Origin of the sequence: Sphingopyxis sp. Root1497 (assembly GCF_001427085.1) — a bacterium.
In the GTDB taxonomy this organism is placed as follows: Bacteria; Pseudomonadota; Alphaproteobacteria; order Sphingomonadales; family Sphingomonadaceae; genus Sphingopyxis.
In genome coordinates, this window is record NZ_LMGF01000003.1 from 1,394,722 (window position 1) to 1,416,473 (window position 21,752).

The 21,752-nt window shown below is 64.5% G+C and carries 20 protein-coding genes; 7 read left to right on the forward strand and 13 right to left on the reverse strand.

Annotated elements, in window-relative coordinates; genetic code table 11:
- Nucleotides 1-70: 70 nt before the first annotated feature.
- The gene (gene tyrS, locus ASD67_RS10105; RefSeq protein WP_056346482.1) at nucleotides 71-1,294 is read right to left on the reverse strand and encodes a tyrosine--tRNA ligase; all 1,224 of its coding nucleotides are present in this window, start codon (nucleotides 1,292-1,294) and stop codon (nucleotides 71-73) included.
- A gap of 81 nt (nucleotides 1,295-1,375) precedes the next feature.
- On the opposite strand from tyrS, the gene ASD67_RS10110 reads away from it, so the two are divergent.
- Genes ASD67_RS10110 through ASD67_RS10120 form a run of 3 tightly spaced genes read left to right on the forward strand, consistent with a single transcriptional unit; the run spans nucleotide 1,376 to nucleotide 4,363 of the window.
- Nucleotides 1,376-1,903, forward strand: a complete 528-nt coding sequence (locus tag ASD67_RS10110) for a DOMON-like domain-containing protein (RefSeq protein WP_235535625.1) — start codon at nucleotides 1,376-1,378, stop codon at nucleotides 1,901-1,903.
- Nucleotides 1,900-3,108 (forward strand): exo-beta-N-acetylmuramidase NamZ family protein, encoded by a 1,209-nt coding sequence (locus ASD67_RS10115; RefSeq protein ID WP_056346484.1) that lies wholly within the window; start codon nucleotides 1,900-1,902, stop codon nucleotides 3,106-3,108. The genes ASD67_RS10110 and ASD67_RS10115 overlap by 4 nt, the downstream gene beginning before the upstream one ends.
- 10 nt (nucleotides 3,109-3,118) lie before the next feature.
- On the forward strand, nucleotides 3,119-4,363 hold the full coding sequence (locus tag ASD67_RS10120; RefSeq protein WP_082545006.1) for a M24 family metallopeptidase: 1,245 nt from the start codon (nucleotides 3,119-3,121) through the stop codon (nucleotides 4,361-4,363).
- An 88-nt stretch (nucleotides 4,364-4,451) separates the two neighbouring features.
- Here ASD67_RS10120 and ASD67_RS10125 read toward each other — a convergent pair whose 3' ends face one another.
- The 3 genes from ASD67_RS10125 to ASD67_RS10135 are packed head-to-tail and all read right to left on the reverse strand — an operon-like array spanning nucleotide 4,452 to nucleotide 7,318.
- A complete protein-coding gene (locus ASD67_RS10125; RefSeq protein WP_056346487.1) occupies nucleotides 4,452-5,309 on the reverse strand; it encodes a DUF817 domain-containing protein in 858 nt (285 codons plus the stop codon).
- Nucleotides 5,302-6,108 carry a lipid II flippase Amj family protein gene (locus ASD67_RS10130; RefSeq protein WP_082544944.1) on the reverse strand — a complete coding sequence of 269 codons (807 nt, stop codon included), beginning with the start codon at nucleotides 6,106-6,108 and terminating at the stop codon, nucleotides 5,302-5,304. Before ASD67_RS10130 ends, ASD67_RS10125 begins: the two co-directional genes overlap by 8 nt.
- A 31-nt stretch (nucleotides 6,109-6,139) precedes the next feature.
- On the reverse strand, nucleotides 6,140-7,318 hold the full coding sequence (locus ASD67_RS10135) for a vWA domain-containing protein (protein ID WP_056346489.1): 1,179 nt from the start codon (nucleotides 7,316-7,318) through the stop codon (nucleotides 6,140-6,142).
- 1,065 nt (nucleotides 7,319-8,383) lie between these two features.
- Between ASD67_RS10135 and ASD67_RS10140 the strand changes: the two genes are divergently transcribed.
- Entirely contained in the window at nucleotides 8,384-9,781 is a 1,398-nt protein-coding gene (locus ASD67_RS10140; protein ID WP_056346490.1) for a methyl-accepting chemotaxis protein, read from the forward strand.
- Between the two features lie 145 nt (nucleotides 9,782-9,926).
- Here the strand turns inward: ASD67_RS10140 and ASD67_RS10145 are convergent, their stop codons facing one another.
- The 5 genes from ASD67_RS10145 to ASD67_RS10165 form a co-directional block, all read right to left on the reverse strand.
- Complete coding sequence (locus ASD67_RS10145) at nucleotides 9,927-10,772, reverse strand: AAA family ATPase (RefSeq protein ID WP_056346491.1); 846 nt, start codon at nucleotides 10,770-10,772, stop codon at nucleotides 9,927-9,929.
- 82 nt (nucleotides 10,773-10,854) lie between these two features.
- Nucleotides 10,855-11,526, reverse strand: a complete 672-nt coding sequence (locus tag ASD67_RS10150; RefSeq protein WP_082545007.1) for a DUF6975 family protein — start codon at nucleotides 11,524-11,526, stop codon at nucleotides 10,855-10,857.
- Between the two features lie 248 nt (nucleotides 11,527-11,774).
- Nucleotides 11,775-12,071: a PspC domain-containing protein gene (locus ASD67_RS10155; RefSeq protein ID WP_056346493.1), complete on the reverse strand. Its 297-nt coding sequence runs from the start codon at nucleotides 12,069-12,071 to the stop codon at nucleotides 11,775-11,777.
- A 313-nt stretch (nucleotides 12,072-12,384) separates the two neighbouring features.
- Nucleotides 12,385-13,161 carry a formyltransferase family protein gene (locus ASD67_RS10160; protein ID WP_056346495.1) on the reverse strand — a complete coding sequence of 259 codons (777 nt, stop codon included), beginning with the start codon at nucleotides 13,159-13,161 and terminating at the stop codon, nucleotides 12,385-12,387.
- On the reverse strand, nucleotides 13,158-14,009 hold the full coding sequence (locus ASD67_RS10165) for a polysaccharide deacetylase family protein (RefSeq protein WP_056346497.1): 852 nt from the start codon (nucleotides 14,007-14,009) through the stop codon (nucleotides 13,158-13,160). Before ASD67_RS10165 ends, ASD67_RS10160 begins: the two co-directional genes overlap by 4 nt.
- 209 nt (nucleotides 14,010-14,218) lie before the next feature.
- On the opposite strand from ASD67_RS10165, the gene ASD67_RS10170 reads away from it, so the two are divergent.
- Nucleotides 14,219-15,097 (forward strand): OmpA family protein, encoded by an 879-nt coding sequence (locus ASD67_RS10170; RefSeq protein WP_056346499.1) that lies wholly within the window; start codon nucleotides 14,219-14,221, stop codon nucleotides 15,095-15,097.
- A 115-nt stretch (nucleotides 15,098-15,212) separates the two neighbouring features.
- Here the strand turns inward: ASD67_RS10170 and rpoD are convergent, their stop codons facing one another.
- From rpoD to ASD67_RS10190, 4 genes are all read right to left on the reverse strand, one after another.
- Entirely contained in the window at nucleotides 15,213-17,240 is a 2,028-nt protein-coding gene (gene rpoD / locus ASD67_RS10175) for an RNA polymerase sigma factor RpoD (protein WP_056346500.1), read from the reverse strand.
- 30 nt (nucleotides 17,241-17,270) lie between these two features.
- Complete coding sequence (dnaG, locus tag ASD67_RS10180) at nucleotides 17,271-19,157, reverse strand: DNA primase (protein ID WP_056346502.1); 1,887 nt, start codon at nucleotides 19,155-19,157, stop codon at nucleotides 17,271-17,273.
- A complete protein-coding gene (locus ASD67_RS10185) occupies nucleotides 19,154-19,543 on the reverse strand; it encodes an endonuclease domain-containing protein (RefSeq protein WP_056346504.1) in 390 nt (129 codons plus the stop codon). The genes dnaG and ASD67_RS10185 overlap by 4 nt, the downstream gene beginning before the upstream one ends.
- A 105-nt stretch (nucleotides 19,544-19,648) precedes the next feature.
- On the reverse strand, nucleotides 19,649-20,101 hold the full coding sequence (locus ASD67_RS10190; RefSeq protein ID WP_056346506.1) for a GatB/YqeY domain-containing protein: 453 nt from the start codon (nucleotides 20,099-20,101) through the stop codon (nucleotides 19,649-19,651).
- A gap of 132 nt (nucleotides 20,102-20,233) precedes the next feature.
- Here ASD67_RS10190 and carA point away from each other — a divergent pair, with 132 nt between their 5' ends.
- Nucleotides 20,234-21,430, forward strand: a complete 1,197-nt coding sequence (gene carA / locus ASD67_RS10195) for a glutamine-hydrolyzing carbamoyl-phosphate synthase small subunit (protein ID WP_056346508.1) — start codon at nucleotides 20,234-20,236, stop codon at nucleotides 21,428-21,430.
- Nucleotides 21,427-21,732 carry a hypothetical protein gene (locus ASD67_RS10200; RefSeq protein WP_056346509.1) on the forward strand — a complete coding sequence of 102 codons (306 nt, stop codon included), beginning with the start codon at nucleotides 21,427-21,429 and terminating at the stop codon, nucleotides 21,730-21,732. The genes carA and ASD67_RS10200 overlap by 4 nt, the downstream gene beginning before the upstream one ends.
- Nucleotides 21,733-21,752: the final 20 nt, after the last annotated feature.

Sequence of the window (21,752 nt, forward strand, 5' to 3'; positions counted from 1 at the left end):
TGCCTTTGCTGGTCAGGCCGGGAGCATCGGACAGATTTCGCTAAGAATAGGTAAACGCTGCGGCAAGGTGTTAGCCGGTGACGAGGCCGTGCTTCTTGGTGCCGAGGCTCACCGGGACCGGCTCGGCGGCGGGCAGGATGACATGATTCGCGTCGCGGATCACGACACCGCCCACCTTCACCGCGCCCTCGTCGAGCTTGCGCCGCGCTTCCTTGTTCGATGCCGCAAAGCCGAGTTCGCGCAGCGCGTCGAGGATGCGAATCCCCTCGGCGGGCGCCGCGACCTGTGGCAAGTCGCCGCCGATCTGGCCCTTTTCAAAGGTTTGCGCGGCGGTTTCCGATGCGGTCCGCGCGGCTTCTTCGCCGCGGCACAGCGCGGTCGCGGCATCGGCGAGGATTTTCTTCGCGTCGTTGATCGCGGCGCCCTCGAGCGTTTCGAGGCGCGAGATCTCGTCGATCGGCAGGTCGGTGAACAGGCGCAGGAACTTGCCGACGTCGCGGTCGTCGGTGTTGCGCCAGAACTGCCAATAGTCAAAATGGGACAGTTGCGCGGGATTGAGCCACACCGCGCCGGCGGCGGTTTTGCCCATCTTGGTGCCTGCGGCGGTGGTCAGCAGCGGAGTCGTTAGCCCGAACAGGTCGGCGCCGTCCATGCGGCGGCCGAGTTCCATGCCGTTGACGATATTGCCCCACTGGTCGGAGCCGCCCATCTGCAACCGCACGCCCATTTGCTTCGACAGGTGGCGGAAGTCATAGCCTTGCAGGATCATGTAGTTGAATTCGAGGAAGGTCATCGGCTGTTCGCGCTCGAGCCGCAGCTTGACCGAATCGAAGGTCATCATGCGGTTGATCGTGAAGTGGGTGCCGACTTCCTGCAGCAGTTCGATATAGCCGAGCTGGCCGAGCCAGTCCTGATTGTCGACCATCACCGCGTCGGTCGGGCCGTCGCCGAAGGTCAGATATTGCTGGAAGATGCTGAAGATCGACGCGATGTTCGCGGCAATCGTCTCATCCGACAGCATCTTGCGGCTCTCGTCGCGCCCGGTCGGGTCGCCGATCCGCGTCGTCCCGCCCCCCATCAGCACGATCGGCTTGTGCCCCGTCTGCTGCAGCCGACGCAGCATCATGATCTGCACCAGGCTGCCGACATGCAGCGAGGGTGCTGTCGCATCGAAGCCGATATAGGCGGGAATGATCTGCTGCGTGGCGAGGGCGTCGAGACCGTCGGCATCGGTGGTCTGGTGGATGTAGCCGCGCTCGTCGAGCACGCGCAGAAGATCGGATTTGTAGGTCATAGCGGGCGGGCGCTTAGCATGCGCGCGAAATTCCTCAAACCCGTCATTCCCGCGTTCGTGCGATTGGCGTAGGGATGGGTCATGCTGTTGACTTGCCATCCCGACACGCCTTGCTCGGCCGACCTGTTCCTTTCGGTCGATGCGGTTCGCAACCAGCCGGGATCGCTCTACCTGCGCTTCATCATCGACGGCGAGATGGACAGGATCGTCATGCCGCCGCGCCGCGCTCTCGGGCGCACCGACGGGCTGTGGCAGACGACCTGCTGCGAGGCGTTCGTGAAGCCTGCGGGGCGCAGCGACTATCTGGAATTCAACCTGTCGCCCTCGACCGCTTGGGCGTCCTATTGGTTCGACGATTATCGCGCCGGGATGCGCGAGGCCGATGTGGTCCCCGATTTCGACCGCGTCGGCGGCATAATTCAGGCGCTGTTCGACTTTTCGGGCCAGCCCGGCCTCGACGATGCCGACTGGCAGGTCGGCCTGTCGGTGGTGATCGAGGAGAAGACCGGCACCAAAAGCTATTGGGCGCTGGCTCACGCCCCCGGCAAACCCGACTTCCATCATCCCGATTGCTTTGCGCTGACGCTTGGGGCACCCGATCCGGCATGACTGTCCAATTCGGTATCGACCGCCTGCTCGCCGACCCTGCGCTTCGCAAACCGCTCGAGGGCCAGCGCGTCGCGCTGCTCGCGCATCCGGCGTCGGTCACAGCCGACCTGACGCACAGCCTCGATGCCTTGGTCGCAGCCGGGATCAACGTCACCGCGGTATTCGGGCCGCAGCATGGCGTGCGCGGCGACCTGCAGGACAATATGATGGAGTCGCCCGACTTCACCGACCCGACTTACGGCATGCCGGTGTTCAGCCTCTATGGCGAAGTACGCCGCCCGTCGGGGCAGTCGATGCACACGTTCGACGTGATGCTGGTCGACTTGCAGGATCTGGGGTGCCGCATCTACACCTATGTGACGACCCTGCTCTATATCCTCGAAGCCGCGTCGGAGCATGGCAAAGCCGTGTGGGTGCTCGACCGGCCGAACCCCGCGGGGCGCCCGGTCGAAGGGACGTTGCTGCAACAGGGCTGGGAGAGCTTCGTCGGCGCAGGGCCGATGGTGATGCGCCACGGATTGACGATGGGCGAGATGGGGCGCTGGTTCATCCGGCAATTCAACCTCGACGTTGATTATCGCGTGATCGGGATGGAGGGGTGGCAGCCCGATGGACCGGGCTTTGGCTGGCCGGCCGACCGCGTGTGGATCAACCCCAGCCCCAATGCCGCGAACCTCAACATGGCGCGCGCCTATGCGGGGACGGTGATGATCGAGGGTGCGACGCTCAGCGAGGGCAGGGGCACGACGCGCCCGCTCGAACTGTTCGGGGCGCCCGATATCGACGCCAAGGCGGTGATCGCCGAGATGCAGCGGCTCGCGCCCGAATGGCTCGCGGGATGCAGGCTGCGCGACATCTGGTTCGAGCCGACCTTCCACAAGCATATGAAGGTGCTGAACAGCGGAGTGTTCATCCATGCCGAGGGGGCGTGGTACGACCATGCCGCGTTCCGGCCCTGGCGGGTGCAGGCGCTGGGGTTTAAGGCGATCCGCTCGCTGTACCCCGACTATCCGATCTGGCGCGGCACCGACTTCAAATATGAATATACCGACGATGTGCTGGCGATCGACGTGATCAACGGCGGCAGCGGCTTGCGCACGTGGGTCGACGATGCCGGGGCGGTGGCGGGCGATCTCGATGCGCTGGCCGGACCCGACGAGGCAGCGTGGCGCGAAGAGATCGCCGACCTGCTGATCTATGTATGAGGGGATGACGATGCAGCGGCGCCACTTTCTGGGAACTGCGGCGCTGACCGGGCTGGCGACGACGTTGCCGGCATCTGTGCTCGCGGTCGACACGGCGGGTCTGCCCAACCTCGCGGCGAAGGCGGTGCCGATCGGCAAGGCCGAGCGGCAGGCGCGGATCGCCAAGGCGAAGGAACTGATGGCGGCGAACGATATCGGCGCGCTGCTGATTGAGCCGGGGTCGAGCCTCATCTATTTCACCGGCGTGCAATGGTGGCGGAGCGAACGGCTGACCGCCGCGGTGCTGACGCGCGAAGGCGAGGTGGCCATCGTCACGCCGTCCTTTGAGGAGCCGTCGGTGCGCGAGAGCCTGGGCATCGAGGCCGAAGTGCTGACGTGGAACGAGGATGAGAACCCGCTCGCCGCGGTTGCCGCCTGGCTTGGCAAGCGCGGGCTGGCCAAGGGACGGATCGGGGTCGAGGAAACGGTGCGCTATTTTGCGGTCGATGGACTCAAAAAGGCGATGCCGGATGCGACGGTGGTCAACGGTGCCCCCGTGGTGCGCGGGTGCCGGATGCACAAATCGGCGGCTGAGATCGCGCTGATGCAGGTCGCCGCTGACATCACGCTCGCTGCTTATCGCCACACCGCGCCGCGGGTCGAGGTGGGGATGACCCCGGCCGATATCGGCGGACTCATGAAGGCCGCGACGCAGGCGCTCGGCGGGCAGAGCGAGTTCGAGCTGATCCTGCTTGGTGAGGCGAGCGCCTATCCGCATGGGTCCGGCAAGCCGCAGGCGGTGAAGGACGGCGAGGTCGTGCTGTTGGATTGCGGCGCGACCGTTCATGGCTATCAGTCCGACATCTCGCGGACCTTCGTCCACGGCAACGCAAGTCCCCGCCAGCGGCAGGTGTGGGACCAGATGCGCAAGGGGCAGGATGTCGCTTTCGCTGCGGCGAAGCTTGGTACGCCGGCGGGCCAGGTCGATGACGCGGTGCGTGGCTTTTATCAGGGGCTTGGATGGGGGCCGGGGTACAAGCTTCCGGGAACCTCGCATCGCACCGGGCATGGCATCGGGCTCGATGGGCACGAACCGGTCAATCTGGTGCATGGCGAAACGACGCCGTTGGCGCCGGGCATGTGTTTCTCGAACGAACCGGGAATCTACATTCCCGGCGAGTTCGGGATCCGGCTCGAGGATTGCTTCTACATGACCGAGAGCGGGCCGCAATGGTTCAGCGAACCGCCGCCGTCGATCGACCGGCCGTTCGATTAACCCGTCGCCCCCGCGAAGGCGGGGGNGCGGTTTACGCGTCGATGCCGAGCAAGACCGACAACGGCCCCCGCCTTCGCGGGGGCGACGGTTATCCAGCGGTATCCGGCGCCTTCGGTCGTTGCACCAAGCTGACCAGCACGAACGAGATGATCATCAGCAGATACCAGCTGCCAAGCTTCTCGACGCCGACCATATGCCAGCCGTCATTCTGGCTCGGGTATGTCCAGGCGCGGGCGAAGGTCCCGATATTCTCGGCGAACCAGATGAACAGCGCGACGAGGCCCCAGCCGACCAGCAAGGGCATGCGGCGGCGGATGTGGAGCGGGCGGAACCACACCTGGCAGCGCCAGAAGAGCAAGGCGGTCGCGGCGAAGAGCAGCCAGCGGATATCGGGCAGCCAATGGTGCGCGAAGAAATTGATATAGATCGCGGCGGCCAGCGCATAGGTCGCCCAGGCTGGTGGATAGCCAGTGAAGCGGAAGTCGAAGATGCGCCAGACGCGGGCGATGAAGCTGCCCACCGCGGCATACATGAAGCCCGAGAAGAGCGGGACGGCGCCGATGTGGAGCAGGCTGGCCTCGGGATATTGCCAGGACCCGGCGGCGGTCTTGAACAATTCCATCACCGTGCCGACGATGTGGAAGATCAGGATGACGACGGCTTCGCGCGGTGTTTCGAGCCGGAACGCGAGCATGCCAATCTGGATCAGCACCGCGCCGATGGTGATCGCGTCGTAGCGGTGGATCGCCGCATTGTCGGGCCAGAAGAGATGGGTGCCGAGCAGCAGAGCGAGCATCAGCCCGCCGAACAGGCACGCCCAGCCCTGTTTGAAGCCGAAGACGAGAAATTCGAGGAACCAGCCGCGCGGCCCGGGTTCGACCGCCATCGCCTCGAGCCGCAAACGGACGGCGTGGAAACGCGACTGGCTGCGCCGCATTTCAGACATGCACGGCGACGTAGGCGATCAACAAGGCGGCGGGGAGGAGCAGCGCCTGGGCGAGAATAGTGCCGGCAAGGCGGCTGAGCGAAATGAGCATGATCGCGCGGCGGAAGTCGGCCTCGGCGACATGGCCCTCGACCGCGTCGTCGGTCATGACCGAGAGCTGCGGATCGATGAAGGCGAAGAGCAATATCGTCGCGAAGCCGTTGATCAGCGCTGACAGCTGCGACGCGGTGACGCGAAATTCGGGGGCGAGATAGCCGGCGTAGAGCGAGGCGACGACGCCGACGGCGAGCAGCGACTGCGCGAGGCAATTGGCGATCAGCACGCCCCAGCCGATCCCCTTGGGCATCTTCCAGCTTTTGAGGTGCGCGAGGCTGGGGAAGCGGAGCGACTGGCGCAGGGTGCGCAACCCGCTCGGGCTCAGAGCCTTCAGCGCCAGTTTCGTCGTCGAGCGGTTGGTCTGATACCAGCCGATCGCGGCGGCGAACATACGCTGGCCGGTGGGCACGAGCAGGATGCCGACCAGCGTCGCGACGCTCGCCGCGGCGAGCACGAACTGCATGTCGATGAACAGTGAGGCGCCGCTGCCGTCGTGGATGCGGGTCTCGATCCGCTTGGCGAGGAAGGGGCCGAGGAAGCTGTTCGAGGTGCGCGAGAAGAGCACGAGGATGTTGAACAGCGCGAAGGACATCGCGATGCGCCGGGTGCGTACGCCGGCGATGCGCGCGGCATAGGCGAGCGCGCCGATCAGGTTGATGAACGCGGTCAGCAGCAGGATGGTGACGAGGGGGAGGTCGATCATTGCGGCGCCCCTACTCCAAGCAATCGCTACGTCAATGCTTTCGCGTCAGTTCGCGCGTCGCCTTGTCGAGACCTTCGAGGGTCAGCCCATACATGCGGTCATTCATCAGCTGTTTGATCAGCTTGACCGACTGGGTGTAACCCCAATGCTGTTCGGGCACCGGGTTCAGCCACACCGCGGCGGGATAGACATGGGTGATCCGCTGGAGCCAGACCGCGCCCGATTCCTCGTTGAAATGTTCGACGCTGCCGCCCGGATGGGTGATTTCATAAGCGCTCATCGACGCGTCGCCGACGAATATCACTTTGTAATCATGTCCATATTTGTGGAGAATGTCCCACATCTGGTGGCGTTCGGACCAGCGGCGCTTATTGTCCTTCCACACGCCTTCATAGGGGCAATTGTGGAAGTAGAAGAATTCGAGATTCTTGAATTCGGTCGTCGCGGCGCTGAACAATTCCTCGCACAGCTTGATGAACGGATCCATCGAGCCGCCGACGTCGAGGAACAGCAGCAGCTTGACCGCATTGCGCCGTTCGGGGCGCATCTGGATGTCGAGCCAGCCCTGGCGCGCGGTGCCGTCGATCGTGCCGGGAATATCGAGTTCGTCGGCGGCGCCCTCGCGCGCGAATTTGCGCAGGCGGCGGAGCGCGATCTTGATGTTGCGGGTGCCGAGTTCCTTGGTGTTGTCGAGATTGGCGAACTCGCGCTTTTCCCAGACCTTCAGCGCGCGCTTATGCTTGCTTTCGCCGCCGATGCGCACGCCCTCGGGGTTATAGCCCGAATTGCCGAAGGGCGAGGTGCCGCCGGTACCGATCCACTTGCTGCCGCCCTCGTGGCGCTTTTGCTGCTCCTCGAGCCGCTCCTTCAGCGTCTCCATGATCTTGTCCCAGTCGCCGAGCGACTCGATCGCCGCCATTTCCTCGGGCGTCAGAAACTTCTCGGCGACCGCCTTCAGCCAGTCGGCGGGGACGTCGACGGGGTTCTGGCCGTAATCGGTGAGCAGGCCCTTGAAGACCTTGTTGAACACCTGGTCGAAGCGGTCGAGCAGCCCCTCGTCCTTCACATAGATCGCGCGGCTGAGGTAATAGAATTGCTCGGGGCTGCGGTCGATCGCCTCGCGGTCGAGCGCCTCCAGCAGGAGCAGATGCTCCTTCATGCTCACGGGAATGCCCGCGGTGCGGAGTTCTTCGAGGAAGCCGAACAGCATGGCTATGGCCTATCGTGTCGCGGGGGCGGGCGCAACTGCTTTACGTAAACGGAAAGGGCGTCGCGTCGGGAAGAGGAAATGGCGGAAAACTGGGCAACTTCATTCGCGAATTGCGGTGGCGACGTGGATTGGCTGCTCGCATAAAGCCACAAAAGCCCCGCATGAACGCGCTCCAAGTGAGGCCTTTGTGGCCTTAAGGNGGAGATCCGGGAAATGGGGGTCGGGTTGCGAGGCCGGGTCATCCAACAGGGTAGATCATGGCGGGATTTATTAGGAAAGCGGTTTTTGATCGGGTTGGCGCAAATGGCAGCTAACGACCGATAGCGGACGTGCTGGATTCAACGGTGTGGACGTGCCGAACTATTGATCACTTTAAGAAGGGATCATCGACGTTGAGATGATCCAGACCCGCGACTTCAAAAGCGCACTTCCGAAGTTCTCGAACGGCTGCTGCGGAGCCATCCAGTGAGAAAGCAGACACCTTTTCTTGCCCTGTTAGAAAGCCGATCGCGGTTGCCCTCGCGAAGTTTTCGACCGTGGAAACGGGAAGTTTCTCCGACCAAAAATAGCGGGCGCCTGATTCAATGACCCCGACGTGAAATTCCCTACCGATCCAATTTTCGCTAATGCTGAGTGGCTGCATCAAGATACGCAACGAGACCTTATCGCCCGATTTAAGGGACGTGGCCTTGCTATTCGAGAAGCCTACAGTGGCGAATTTCCCTACCGCGCTGTAGCTAATGTAGACATGTGAGGGATTGCCCGTCTCGCGATTTCGAAAGTAGGATGTGGCTTTACAAGCTTTCCCCGTCACTTCCGAGATTAACCATCCATTCACGTTAACGTCTTCTCTGGNCCGATCAGTACTCTCATGGACAACCTACCCGAAACCCCCATCCACTACGAAATTCTGTCGGTACCACAGTAATTTCGTTGGTGACTAAACGCTATCGCGAATGTCCGCTCCCCACCCCAAAGCCGACCTTTGACGCTCTCCGCCCCATTGACCCCGCGTTAACCATTATCGGTCATCACCTGCAGATTAATCCAAAGGTGGGTGGCGCAATGAAATTCGAGTCCATAAATCCGGCGGCTCCGATCCTCGACCAGTCGGTCGCGGGCGACTGCGGCGAGCTGGCCGTCGGGTGCAGCGAGGCGGCGGGGCGGATCAAGCGCTCGACCGACCAGATGGATCGCCAGATCGTCGAACTCGGGCGGCTCGAGGAGTTCGTCGTCAGCCTCGAGGCCGACCAGCGCCAGATCGCCGATTCGACCGACGAGGCGAAATTGCTGTCGGCGCGCGCCTGCGAACAACTCGATACCGGCGCCGAGCGCGTCAACACCGCGGTCACCGAATTCCGGTCGGTCATCGACCTCGTCGCGCGCCTCGGCACCCACGTCACCAATTTCGCCGCGGTGATGGCGCAGGTGCAGCAGGTCAGCCAGTCGATCGAACAGATCGCCAAGACCACCAACATGCTGGCGCTCAACGCCGCGATCGAGGCCGAGCGCGCCGGCGACGCCGGGCGGACCTTCGCCGTGGTCGCCGCCGAGGTGAAGAAGCTGGCGCAGAACACGCGCAGTGCGACCGACGAAATCCGCCGCAGCATCGGCAGTCTCGCCGCCGAGGCGGGCGGGCTGGTCACCGAGATCCAGTCGGGGGTCGAGCAATCGAGCCGTGCCGAAGCGCAGTTCGAGACGATCACCGACGCGCTGCACGATGCGACGCATCTCGTCGCGCTGCTCGACGACCAGAGCGACCGCATCGCGCAGTCGAGCGCGATGGTCCATGCCAATGGCGCCAAGGTTCGCGACGCGGTCGACCGCGTCGTCACCTCGGTGCGCGACAATAGTGCCACTTTGGGCGGGACCCGCGATTCGATCCTGAAGATGGAAAATGTGTCGAACCGCATGTTCAACGCGGTGATTTCGGCCGGGGTCAGCCCGCGCGATTCGGCCGTCGTCGACCTTGCCGCGCGGGTGCGCGACCAGTTCGTCGCCATCGCCGAGCTGGCGGTCGCCAAGGGCGAGCTTTCGATGGAGCAATTGTTCGACCAGAATTATGTCCGCGTGCCGGGGTCGAACCCCGAACGGTTCCGCACCAGCCTGTGCGATTGGGCCGACACCAATTGGCGGCCGCTGTTCGACCATATCGTCGGCAACCATCCCGAGGTGAAGATGTCCTCGGCGGGCGACATGAACGGATTCCTGCCGACCCACATCACCGACTGCTCGCGCGCGCCGACCGGCGACGTCGTCCATGACACCGCGCACTGCCGCAATGGCCGCATTCTGTTCGACGACACCGACAAGGCGGCGAAAAAGAGCCAGGCGCCCTATTTCATGGCGGTCTATCGCCAGGAAGGCGACGGCACCAATTATGTCACGGTGCGCAACGTTTACATGCCGGTGGTGATCAACGGGCGCCGCTGGGGCGACGTCGAGGTGGCGTACCAGCTTTGAGATTATCCTCCCTGCCGCGAAGCGGTGGGGAGGTGGCAGCGCGAAGCGCTGACGGAGGGGCGATGGAACTACCGTCGCGGCCCCTCCACCACTCGCTTCGCGAGCGGTCCCCCTCCCCATCGCTGCGCGACAGGGAGGATTTTAATCAGCTACCCTGACGGCGCGCCATGAAGGCGAGCTTTTCGAACAGCATCACGTCCTGCTCATTCTTGAGCAGCGCGCCGTGGAGCGGCGGGATCGCCTTGCCGACGTCACGATTCTGGAGGACTTCGATCGGCATGTCCTCGTTGAGGAGCAATTTCAGCCAATCGATCAGTTCGCTGGTCGAGGGCTTTTTCTTGAGGCCGGGGACGTCGCGGACTTCGTAGAAGATGTCCATCGCGCGGCTGACCAGCGTCTTCTGGATGCCCGGGAAGTGAACCTCGACGATCGATGCCATCGTGTCGCGGTCGGGGAATTTGATATAATGGAAGAAACAGCGGCGCAGGAAGGCGTCGGGCAGTTCCTTTTCATTGTTCGAGGTGATGACGACGATCGGGCGTTCCTTCGCGACGATCGTCTCGTCGGTCTCATAGACGTGGAACGCCATGCGATCGAGTTCCTGAAGCAGGTCGTTCGGGAATTCGATGTCGGCCTTGTCGATTTCGTCGATCAGCAGCACGGGCAGCTTCGGGGCGGTGAACGCCTCCCACAATTTGCCCTTGCGGATATAGTTGCGGATGTCGTGGACGCGCTCTTCGCCGAGTTGGCCGTCGCGCAGGCGCGCAACCGCGTCATATTCATACAGGCCCTGCTGCGCCTTGGTGGTCGATTTGATATTCCAGGTGATCAGCGGCGCGTCGAACGCTTTCGCGATTTCCTCGGCCAGCACGGTCTTACCCGTACCGGGTTCGCCCTTCACGAGCAGCGGGCGGCGCAGCAACGTCGCGGCGTTGACCGCGACCTTGAGGTCGTCGGTGGCGATATAAGCGCTGGTACCTTCGAAACGCATGGCCGGAGAGCCTTTCCCTTAACGTGAACGTCAAGGGGCATAGCGAGGGTGTCGGGGGCGCGCAAGCGCGCCTGACGAAGCGTCAGCTAATCGCGCGGCTCGCGGCGCGGGCTTCGAGCAGGTCCCACAGGCCGCTGTGCTGGGCGACCAGCTGCTGCGCGCCGAACAGCATGGCGCGTTCGGCGGCGGGGGTGTCGGCGACCGCGCCGGCGAGCCGCGCGGTATCGCGCAGGTCGGGCAGTGTGCAGCGCGGCGGTGCCATGTCGAGCCGCTGGGCGCTGATGTCGAGCAGCACGCGGATCGTGCGCCAGTCGAGCGTCAATGCGATCGCCGCGCCGACGGCGCAGCCGTGACGGTCCGATTCGGCGAGCATGTCGAGCGCCTTGCGCTGCGCCGCGACGGCCGCTTCGCACTGGTCCTGTCCCTGGGTGCTCGGTACCGGGCCGACCGCGGCGGCGATTTTCGACAGGAAGGCGCGTTCCTCGACAAAAGCTTCGGCGGCCTCGTCCATCCATACGCGTGAAACGGGGTCGACGGCCTTGCGCGCCGCGCTGTCGATCACGCCCGGATGGCGGCCATGGAGCAGGCACAGGAAATGCACGGCGTCGGCGAGGTTGCGCATCGCGTCGGGGCCGTTCGACAGTCCGCCGCTGCGGACGTGGCGGTGCGCGCCGGTGCCGTCGCTGGCGACCAGCGTATCGAGCATTTCGGCGACGCTGCGCGTCTGCGGCTGGAACTGGGGCGATTGGCTCAACGCTTCATCCTTGGCTTCGGGCAGCATCGGCTGCCGAACTTCAACCACCAGCCATAGAGCAACGTCGTAAACACCACGTTTATAGGCGGCGCGCCAATCGACGAATCCTTGTGTCAGTCAGAGACACAAGAGACCGGCAAGCGGGGGATGCTTGCCGGTCCCTGGTGCTGCACCGGCCCGTTTTGGGGGCGGTGCGGATCGGTGCGCGGGCGGGCGCGGGGGAGAGGGAGAGCCCGCCCGGGCGCCGGTCAAGCCGCGAGGGCAAATTCCTTGCCGTCTTCCTCGGCGCGTTCGCGCGTCGCGACCGCGGTGAGCGCCGGCTGTGCGGCGGCAGCGGCCTTCTTCGCGGGGAAGATCAGGCGCGAGGCGAGGACGATCAGGCCGAGGCCGAAATAGACGGCGAAGGTCTGAACCGGGAAGAAGAAGAGCGGCGCGATGAAGGCGACCCGGAACCATGTCGGGTTGATCCCGAAATCCTGGCCGAGGGCCTCGCAGATCCCGAACATCGTGTCGCGGCGGCGGAAGAGGTTGGTTTCGGTTTCCATTTTTTCGTCTTTCCTGGGGCCGCGGGGGCCGCCCCGCGTTCATGCCCATAGCTAAGCAACGGGCGTGCCAATTTTACTCTTTCCCGAATTTCCTAGGCTTTTTCGTCGCGCTGGCGCGGCGATGACCGCCTGGGTCCGGGTGATTTCCCACCGAGTGGGAATATCGGCCATTTGTTCGGAGCGTGCGTGCGGCAGCTCCTATCGCTGTCGCGGCGCCGCGTCGTCGCATCGGCCGGGCCGCTATTTGGGAGGCGAAGGTGAAGATTATAAGACCGGCAAGAAAAATAATTGTGCAGCGCACAAAATCTGGTGGTCAGCCTTGCCGACTCTCGCGCCACAGCCGCTTGTTGTTGCGTTCGATGCGCAGATATTGGCCGAAGGTCGGGGTGGTGAAGTGCCGATCGGCCTTTTGCGCCGTTGCCGCCGCGGCGTGGGCGTCCCAGTCGGCGAGCAGCGCGGCAAAGGCCTCGGGCAATTGCTCGCGCACCTTGTCGTTGGTGCGACGGATCGTGTCGGCGAGTTTCGGCTGGAAGTCGATGTCGACCGCGCGTTTGTAAAGGATCTCGCCGGTGTCGATGCCCTTGTCGATGCGGTGGATCGTATAGCCGGTCTGGGTCCGCCCGAAATAGATCGGCCAGATCACGCTCTGCGCGCCCGGATATTCGGGGAGGAGTTCGCCGTGGAAATTGACGAAACCCTGATGCGGCACGGTGAAGACGCGCGAGGCGATATAGCTGTTGCCGACCGACAGGCCGACATCGGGAGCATATTGCTTCAGCGCCGCGACCGTTTCGTCGCAATTGACCCGCGGCACGGTGACGACGGGAATGCCATGCGCCTTCGCGACCTCGCGCGCGTCGGTGCGCATGTCATGGCCGAACCATTTGCGGATTCGGATGCCGTTGAGCGCGCCGAGCAGGCCGATCTTCCACATCTTTTGCAGCATCTTCTTGCGGCTGCGTTTGGCGACGACGGTTTCCGACACGATCAGGCAGACAAGTTCGATCTCGGGCACGCGGGTGAGCCGGTCGAGCACGACGCCCGAGCCGCCGACCGGGCCGCTGGTCATCAAAGCGACGCGCAGGGTCATGCCTCGCGAAACCCCCGGGCCCAGACCATCAGTTCGTGGAGCGGCCAGTGGAATTCGAGCTGGTGGCGCGGGATGTTCATGACGTCGGTCGCGCCCGGCCGGACGGCGCCGCGCACCGCGCTGAAATTGCTGGTGAAGCCTGCCGCCGCGATCGCCGCGCGGCCCGTGTCGTCGATGTCGCTCGCGGTGCCATAGGGCCAGGCGAAGCTGTCGCATGTCTGGCCGACATGGCCTTCGATGATCGCCCTGGCGCCGGCGATTTCGTCGGCGAGCCTGGCGCCGTCGCCCGATATCTTCGACAGCCGTGCATGGGTGCGGGTGTGGCAGCCGATCTCGCCGATCCCCTCGGCCGCGGCTTTCGCCTGCGGCCAGTCGAGGGTGCGGACGCGGGCGCGATAGGCGGGCATATGCGCGAAATAGCGGTTCAGCGTGTCGGGGTCGGCGTCGATCAGGTCGGTCGCGACGAACATGGTATAGGGGACGCGCTCGTCCTCCATCACCGGCCCGCCGTCCTCATAGACGCTGGCGAAGCCGTCGTCGAAGCTGAGGTGGAAGAAGCGGCCGTCGGACGGCTTGCCGTCGGCGATGATCGTGCGCAGCGTTGCAGTATCGACGAACTCACCCTCCTGCTTCGCGGCGCGCAGGAAGGCGCGAAAGGTCGGCACCGTATCGGAAAACACCGCATGGGCGTAGAGGCAGCGCACGAAGGGCGTCGTTGCCGGCCCTTGCCGCAGCGCCTCCAACCGGATGCGCGCCGCGCGCGCCGCGCCGCGCGCTTTGGCGCGCCAGCCGCTGACGGGCGCCCAGGCTTCGGCGGCGGTTTCGGCGAAGATCGTTGGGTCGCGCATCGTCACGCCAATGGCAAATCATCGGCGGGCGCACAAAGCATTTGTCGCGGCGCTTCGATCGACGCGCGCATGAAATGGCGCCGGTACGGGATCGTTTGCATCGGTTCGCCGCACGACGCGCTCCAATTATCCCCATCGGTCTTGCCGGAAATATTGATGTGCCGGAAAGGGCGAGGCGACACGCGGGGGCGGCTTTGCAGGAGTAGCGTATGAGTGCCGTTTCCAAAAGTCCGAGAATTTTTCTGTTGGCGGCGATGCTGGCCGGGACAGCGACGATCAGCGTGGCGGCGCAGCCGCAGGACCCGTCCGAGGGCGAGGTCATGACCACCGTCTATGGCACGCTGCCTTCGCCCGAAGAGATGACCGAAGGACCCAAGGTCGAAGGCATCATCTCGGCGCGCAGCGACGGCCGGATGCAGGTCACGACCGCCGACGGCAGCAACACGACGATCGCCATCGCCGACTATACGAAGATCAAAGGTAAGGGCGGGTTCCTGGGCCTCGGTCGCAGCAAGCTTGCGGCGGGTTCGCTGCTCAACGGTCTGCCGGTCGCCGTCGAGACCCTGCAGTGGGACGGCGGCCTGGTCGCGAACCAGATCGCGCTCAAGACCAAGGACCTCAGGACCGCGTCGATGATCCATACCGGCACCGACCAGCGCTTCGGCGAACAGGCGGCGGCGACCGAAGCGCTCCGCGGCCGTGTCGGCGACATCGACCAGTATAATGTCAAAAGCACGACGAACGTGAACTTCGACACCGGCAAGGCGGTGCTGTCGGCGCAGGCGCAATCCGATCTCTGCGCCGCCGCCTCGCAAGCCGAGGGCATGGATAACGCGCTGCTGCTGGTCGTCGGCTATACCGACGCGACCGGAAGCCAGGAATTCAACCAGGAGCTTAGCGAAAAGCGCGCGGCGCGCGTCGTCAACTATCTCCAGCAGTCCTGTGGCTGGAAACCCTATCGCATGCTGACCCCCACCGGGATGGCCGAAGCGGACCCGGCGGCGGACAATTCCACGGTCGAGGGCAAGGCCCAGAACCGCCGTGTTGCGGTGAATATCCTGGTCAGCAAGGGTCTGGACGGCATTTAGGACGCGCGGGGTGGGCGTCGCTCACCCCGTATCGAACGCGCAAAGGAAAAGGCGCGGGCATCACGCCCGCGCCTTTTTTTAACCTTCGTGTCCCGTCGCCCGAGAGCGACCTCGCTTATTGATCGAGGAACGAGCGCATCTTGCGGCTGCGGCTCGGGTGCTTCAGCTTGCGGAGCGCCTTCGCCTCGATCTGGCGGATACGTTCGCGGGTCACGCTGAACTGCTGGCCGACTTCCTCGAGCGTATGGTCGGTGTTCATGCCGATGCCGAAGCGCATGCGCAGCACGCGCTCCTCACGCGGGGTCAGCGATGCCAGGACGCGGGTGACCGTTTCCTTGAGGTTCGACTGCACCGCGGCATCGACCGGGATGACGGCGTTCTTGTCCTCGATGAAATCGCCGAGGTGGCTGTCTTCCTCGTCGCCGATCGGCGTTTCGAGGGAGATCGGCTCCTTGGCGATCTTCATCACCTTGCGGACCTTTTCGAGCGGCATCGACAGACGCTCGGCCATTTCCTCGGGGGTCGGCTCGCGGCCGCTTTCGTGGAGGAACTGGCGGCTGCAGCGCACCAGCTTGTTGATCGTCTCGATCATATGGACCGGAATGCGGATCGTGCGCGCCTGGTCGGCGATCGAGCGGGTGATCGCCTGACGGATCCACCAGGTCGCATAGGTCGAGAACTTGTAGCCGCGGCGATATTCGAATTTGTCGACCGCCTTCATCAGGCCGATATTGCCTTCCTGGATGAGGTCGAGGAACTGCAGGCCGCGGTTCGTGTATTTCTTGGCGATCGAGATGACGAGGCGCAGGTTCGCCTCGACCATTTCTTTCTTGGCGATGCGCGCTTCGCGTTCGCCCTTCTGGACCATGTTCACGACGCGGCGGAATTCGGTCAGGCTCATGCCCGCGGCCTGGGCGATTTCGCTGATTTCGATGCGGATACGGTCGACCGCGCCGGCTTCGTTCTCGGCGAACGCCGCCCATTTCTTGTCGATCGAACCCACGGCTTCGAGCCAGGTTTCCTCAAGCTCGCGCCCGACATAATTGTCGAGGAAGGCCTTGCGCGGCACCTTGTGGCGCTCGGCGAGGCGCAGCATCTGGCCGCCGAGTGCGGTCAGTCGGCGGTTGTAGCTGTAGAGCTGGTCGACGAGATATTCGATCTTGGTGTTGTGGAACTGCACGCCTTCGACCTGCGCGGTGAGGTCCTCGCGCAGCTTGTGATATTTCTTTTCCGACGCCGCGGGGAATTCGCCGATGCCCGACAAGGCGTCGAGGCGGGTTTCCTGCAGCTTCGAGAAGGCCTTGAAGCTCTTGGTGATGTTGGCGAATTTCTCGAGCGCGTCGGGCTTGAGCAATTCCTCCATCGCCGCGAGGCTGAGGGTATTGTCTTCCTCATCCTCTTCGAAGTTCTCGCGCTTGCCCGACGAGCCTTCGCCGTCCTCGTCGTCGCCGTCTGCGGCGGGCTCGTCCTCGACTTCGTCTTCGTCCTTGAACGAAACGCCGGCGGTCTTCTCGCTGATCTCGCCGTCGTCGGCTTCTTCGGCGTTCTCGAGATTCTCGGGCGCGGGGTCCTTCGACAGCATCGCTTCGAGATCGACGATCTCGCGCAGCTGCATGTCGCCGTTGTTCAGCGCGTTCGACCATTCGATGATCGCGTTGAAGGTCAGCGGGCTTTCGCACAGGCCGAGGATCATCGTGTCGCGGCCGGCCTCGATGCGCTTGGCGATCGCGATTTCGCCCTCGCGGCTCAGTAGTTCGACCGCGCCCATTTCGCGCAGGTACATGCGAACCGGGTCGTCGGTGCGGTCGACGACTTCCTTCTTCTTTTCGATCGCGGGGTTCGACACCGAACCCGAACCGGCGCTGACATCGACTTCGTCGTCGGGTTCGGCGTCGGCCTCTTCCTGCACATCCTCGTCGCTTTCGACGATGTTGATGCCCATGTCGGAAATCGCCGACATGATGTCCTCGATCTGTTCGGACGACATTTCGTCCTGCGGCAGCGCCGCGTTCAGTTCGTCATAGGTCAGGTAACCGCGCTTCTTGCCACGCGCGATCAGCTTTTTGACGTCGGCCTCGTTGAGGTCGATCAGCGGGCCGTCGGTATCGGCTTCGGTCTCGGCGGCGGTGTTCTTGGTGGCCATTCGTGGTTCCTGCCTAAAGGGCTCTAAATTTCAGACTTGGTGGCTGTTTTCGGACAGCGCGGCCAAGCGGCGGGTCAAATCCTCGTCCATCGCGCGCAGTTTCTGCTGCCGCGCCAGGCCTTCGTCGTCCATCGTGCGCTGGAAATCCGCGGTCGCCTCGGCGAGTCGGGCGCGGATTTCGGGCTGCGTCACGAGCACGCCGATATATTCGTCGAGGTCGCGAAGCGCGGTTTCCCGTGCCGTATCGGCCCCATCCTTGCTGTCCAGCATGCGATTGAACGAGAAGTGCATTCCATCGGCTCTGAGCAATGTCGTCGCCCTATTATACACTTTCATTGGCTCCAATATGGCAAGCAAGCCCTCAGTATCAAGCCCTTCTTGCCGCATTACCGTGTCAAGCATTGCGCCGAGCAGTTCGGCGTCGCCGGGATCGGCCACCGGGAGCCGGCTCAGCGCTTCCTCGTGACGGCGCAGCATCGCCGGATAGCGCAGCAATCCGCCGAGCAGCGCGGCGAGCAGGTGGCCCGCGATACCCGCCTGCCCGATGCTGCGCGTTTCGTCGCCCGGGGGCTGCAATCGCGGGTCGGGGGCGAAGCGGCGGTTGCCGCCGCGTGGAGCCTGCGGTGCCCAGGGAACCCGCGGCCCGCGCTCGGGCTGCTTGCGCGCGAACAGCCCGTCGAGCCGTTCGCGGAACGCCTCGCGATAATGGTGGCGGACGTCGGCGTCCTCGATGCCGTCGGCATGCGCGAGCAGGCGGGTCTTGAGCGCGGCACGTTCCTCGGGGGTCGCGAGCGGCCCGGCCGCGACCTCATGCGCCCAGAGGCGCTCGACGAGAGGCTGCGCCTCGTCGAGCAGCGCGCCGAAGCCCTCGGCACCGCGGGCGCGGACGATGTCGTCGGGGTCCTGCCCGGCGGGCAGGGTCGCGAAGGCGAGGCTGAAGCCGGGGCGCAGCAGCGGCAACGCGCGCATCGCGGCGCGCATCGCGGCTTTCTGTCCGGCCGCGTCGCCGTCGAAGCAGAGAATGGGGACGGGGACCATCCGCCAGATCAGCCCGAGCTGCGCCTCGGTCAGCGCGGTGCCGAGCGGCGCGACGGCGTCGGCGATCCCCGCCTCGGCGAGCGCGATGACGTCCATATAGCCTTCGACGACGATGATCCGGTTCGTCTGCCGCGAGGCGGGCGACGCCTTGTCGAGATTGTAGAGCGTGCGGCCCTTGTCGAACAAAGGCGTGTCGGGCGAATTGAGATATTTGGGCTCGCCATCGCCCAATATGCGGCCGCCGAACGCGATCACCCGCCCGCGCGCGTCGCGGATCGGGATCATAAGGCGCCCGCGGAAGCGGTCGTAGGGGTCCTTGTCGTCGACCGAAATCAACATGCCCGATTCGACGAGCATCGCGGTCGGGAATTTCTTGAGCGCTTCTTTCAGCGCGCTGCGGCTGTCGGGGGCGAGGCCGAAACCGAAGGCTTGGCGTGTCGCGTCCGAAATGCCACGCTTCTTGAGATATTCGCGCGCCGGGGCGCCGTTGCTGCTGCCGAGTTGCTGGGTGAACCAGTCGGCGGCGCCCTGCACGACGTCGCGCAGGCTCGCCGCCTCCTCGGCCTTTTTCGCGGCGCGCGGATCGGCGGCGGGGACCTCCATGCCGGCCTCGCCGGCGAGTTCCTTGACCGCGTCCATGAACGACAGCCCGCGCTGGTCGGTCATCCAGCGGATCGCGTCGCCGTGCGCCGAGCAACCGAAGCAGTGGTAGAAGCCCTTTTCGTCGTTGATCGTGAAGCTGGGCGTCTTTTCGTTATGAAATGGACAGCACGCCTTATACTCGCGGCCGGCGCGGGTGACCTTCACCGTGCGGCCGATGAGGGTCGACAGCGTGACGCGCGAGCGGAGTTCGTCGAGCCATTGCGGGGTGAGGGTCATGGGTTCCCCTCCCGCTTGCGGGAGGGGTTAGGGGAGGGCATGTTTGCGAGAGCGCACTCGATTTCGCTTACAACCCCATCGATCCGCTCGATCACAACATTGTTCCAAAAGCGGATCACCCGATATCCCTGCGATTCCAGATAGGCCGAGCGCGCGGCATCTTTTGCTACCTCAACCGCGTGCTGGCCGCCATCGACTTCGATGATCAGTTTGGCGCTACGCGAGACGAAGTCGCAGATGAACGGGCCGATCGGGAATTGGCGATTGAAGCGGATGCCTGCGATCCTGCGATTGCTCAACTGCGCCCACAGCGCCCGTTCAGCTGGCGTCGCTTGGTTGCGCAATTCGCGGGAGCGCGCAGTCGGTCGCTTGTAGCCCTTGTCCAACAGGCCCTCCCCCGACCCCTCCCGCAAGCGGGAGGGGAGAATATGCGCTTGCGGCCCAACCCAGTTCCCCTCCCGCTTGCGGGAGGGGCTAGGGGAGGGCGTGTTTCAGCTCAAAGCCGCCTTCACCCAACCGCTCGCCTTGCTCATGTCGAGCTCGGACCCGTGCCGTTCCTTCACCGCCGCCATCACCTTGCCCATGTCCTTCAGGCTCGCCGCGCCCAGTTCGGCCGCGATCGCCTTGATCGCTGCCTGCGCTTCGTCGTCCGAAAGCTGTGCGGGCAGGAAATCCTCGATCACCACGACTTCCGCCGCCTCGATGTCGGCGAGTTCCTGGCGGCCGCCCTGTTCGTACATGGCGATCGACTCGCGGCGCTGCTTGACCATTTTCTGCAAGACGTCGGTGACCAGCACATCGTCGTCGGCCGGCGCGGTGCCGGTGCGCAGTTCGATGTCCTTGTCCTTGATCTTGGCCAGCATCAGCCGGATGGTGCCGAGCCGCGCCTTGTCGCCGGCTTTCATCGCGGCGACCTGCGCAGCCTTGATGTCGTCACGAATCATTACGTGTTCCCATGCGCTGCAAATTTCGGAAAGGCCCTCTCTAACGGCAATTTTCGAAATTCGATAGCTTGTGAATCACATTTTTGCTGCCTAGTTGATCGGCCGTTTAGCCCATCGTCCGGAGCATGTTGAATGGCACCAGCCAACCCCTCTGCCGCGCCCAAAAGCCAGCCTGCCGGCGCGACCGGCGTTCTCGTCCTTGCCGACGGGACGATCCTGTGGGGCATCGGATATGGCGCCGCGGGCGCGGGTGTGGGCGAGATTTGTTTCAACACCGCGATGACGGGCTATCAGGAAATCCTGACCGACCCGAGCTATGCGGGGCAGATCATCACCTTCACCTTTCCGCACATCGGCAATGTCGGCGCGAACCCCGAGGATATGGAGCGCGACAAGCGCGCCGCGATCGGGTGCATCACCCGCGAACTGCCGACCGCGCCGAGCAGCTTTCGCAGCGTCCAGACGCTGCCCGACTGGATGAAGGCGCAGGGGCTGATCGGCCTTGCCGGCATCGACACCCGCGCGCTGACCCGCCGCATCCGCGATGGCGGCGCGCCGACCGGCGTCGTCGCGCACAGCCCCGACGGCCAGTTCGACATCGACCGGCTGCTGCTGCTCGCGCAGGGCTGGCCGGGGTTGGAGGGGATGGACCTCGCCAAGACGGTGACCCGCGAACGCCAGGGCGCGTGGGATGCCGGGGTGTGGCACTTGGGGTCGGGCTATGACGTCTCTGCGCACAAGCGTGCCGATGATGCCGCGCCGCATGTCGTGGCGGTCGATTATGGCGCGAAGGACAATATCTTCCGCAATCTGGTCAAGGCCGGCGCGCGGGTAACGGTGGTGCCCGCGAAGACCAGCCTCGACGAGATCGTCGCGCTGCGCCCCGCGGGGGTGTTCCTGTCGAACGGTCCGGGCGATCCGGCAGCGACGGGCGACTATGCGGTGCCGGTGATCAAGGGGCTGCTCGAACGCAATGTGCCGATCTTCGGCATCTGCCTCGGCCACCAGCTGCTCGCGCTCGCAGCGGGCGCGAAGACGGTCAAAATGCATCAGGGCCACCGCGGCGCGAACCACCCGGTGCAGCGCGTCGGCGGCGATGATGGCGACGGCGTGGTCGAGATCACCAGCATGAACCACGGCTTCGCGGTCGACGCATCGACGCTGCCGGGCGGCGTGGTCGAGACGCACCGCAGCCTGTTCGACGGGTCGAACTGCGGCATCGCGATCACCGGCAAAAACGCCTTCAGCGTGCAATATCACCCCGAGGCGAGCCCGGGGCCGCAGGACAGCTTCTATCTGTTCGAGAAGTTCGTGGGCGGGCTCAAATGAGCTTTGCCGACCAGCTCGACGCGCTCGCCGCCGATGCGGCGGCGCATCCCGAGCGCTGGGGCGCGGGGGTGCGGCTCAACATCACCTGCGCGCGGCGCCTGCCCTATGAGGCGGTGCAGCTCGCCGAGGCGCGCGGGTTCGGCGAAGCGCGCGGGGTCGGGCGGCATCATCTGATCTTCGAATATGAGGATGTGGTGCCCGATGCGGGATGGGTCGCGGCGACGGCGCGGCCGGTGCTCGACTTCATCGCCGAGGTCGGTGGGACCGACCCGCAGATCGGCGTCGATCGGAATGTGCAGTGAGGCGAACGCGCCTTGTCTGG

Bases quoted from the DNA above. Each gene is read 5' to 3' on its own strand.
- ASD67_RS10140 (WP_056346490.1), top strand. From the start codon at position 8,384: ATGAAATTCGAGTCCATAAATCCGGCGGCTCCGATCCTCGACCAGTCG.
- ASD67_RS10115 (WP_056346484.1), top strand. From the start codon at position 1,900: ATGACTGTCCAATTCGGTATCGACCGCCTGCTCGCCGACCCTGCGCTT.
- ASD67_RS10170 (WP_056346499.1), top strand. From the start codon at position 14,219: ATGAGTGCCGTTTCCAAAAGTCCGAGAATTTTTCTGTTGGCGGCGATG.
- ASD67_RS10190 (WP_056346506.1), bottom strand. From the start codon at position 20,101: ATGATTCGTGACGACATCAAGGCTGCGCAGGTCGCCGCGATGAAAGCC.
- carA (WP_056346508.1), top strand. From the start codon at position 20,234: ATGGCACCAGCCAACCCCTCTGCCGCGCCCAAAAGCCAGCCTGCCGGC.
- ASD67_RS10165 (WP_056346497.1), bottom strand. From the start codon at position 14,009: ATGCGCGACCCAACGATCTTCGCCGAAACCGCCGCCGAAGCCTGGGCG.
- rpoD (WP_056346500.1), bottom strand. From the start codon at position 17,240: ATGGCCACCAAGAACACCGCCGCCGAGACCGAAGCCGATACCGACGGC.
- ASD67_RS10160 (WP_056346495.1), bottom strand. From the start codon at position 13,161: ATGACCCTGCGCGTCGCTTTGATGACCAGCGGCCCGGTCGGCGGCTCG.
- ASD67_RS10120 (WP_082545006.1), top strand. From the start codon at position 3,119: ATGCAGCGGCGCCACTTTCTGGGAACTGCGGCGCTGACCGGGCTGGCG.
- ASD67_RS10135 (WP_056346489.1), bottom strand. From the start codon at position 7,318: ATGCTGTTCGGCTTCCTCGAAGAACTCCGCACCGCGGGCATTCCCGTG.
- ASD67_RS10130 (WP_082544944.1), bottom strand. From the start codon at position 6,108: ATGATCGACCTCCCCCTCGTCACCATCCTGCTGCTGACCGCGTTCATC.
- ASD67_RS10200 (WP_056346509.1), top strand. From the start codon at position 21,427: ATGAGCTTTGCCGACCAGCTCGACGCGCTCGCCGCCGATGCGGCGGCG.
- ASD67_RS10155 (WP_056346493.1), bottom strand. From the start codon at position 12,071: ATGGAAACCGAAACCAACCTCTTCCGCCGCCGCGACACGATGTTCGGG.
- ASD67_RS10145 (WP_056346491.1), bottom strand. From the start codon at position 10,772: ATGCGTTTCGAAGGTACCAGCGCTTATATCGCCACCGACGACCTCAAG.
- tyrS (WP_056346482.1), bottom strand. From the start codon at position 1,294: ATGACCTACAAATCCGATCTTCTGCGCGTGCTCGACGAGCGCGGCTAC.
- ASD67_RS10125 (WP_056346487.1), bottom strand. From the start codon at position 5,309: ATGTCTGAAATGCGGCGCAGCCAGTCGCGTTTCCACGCCGTCCGTTTG.
- dnaG (WP_056346502.1), bottom strand. From the start codon at position 19,157: ATGACCCTCACCCCGCAATGGCTCGACGAACTCCGCTCGCGCGTCACG.
- ASD67_RS10110 (WP_235535625.1), top strand. From the start codon at position 1,376: ATGCTGTTGACTTGCCATCCCGACACGCCTTGCTCGGCCGACCTGTTC.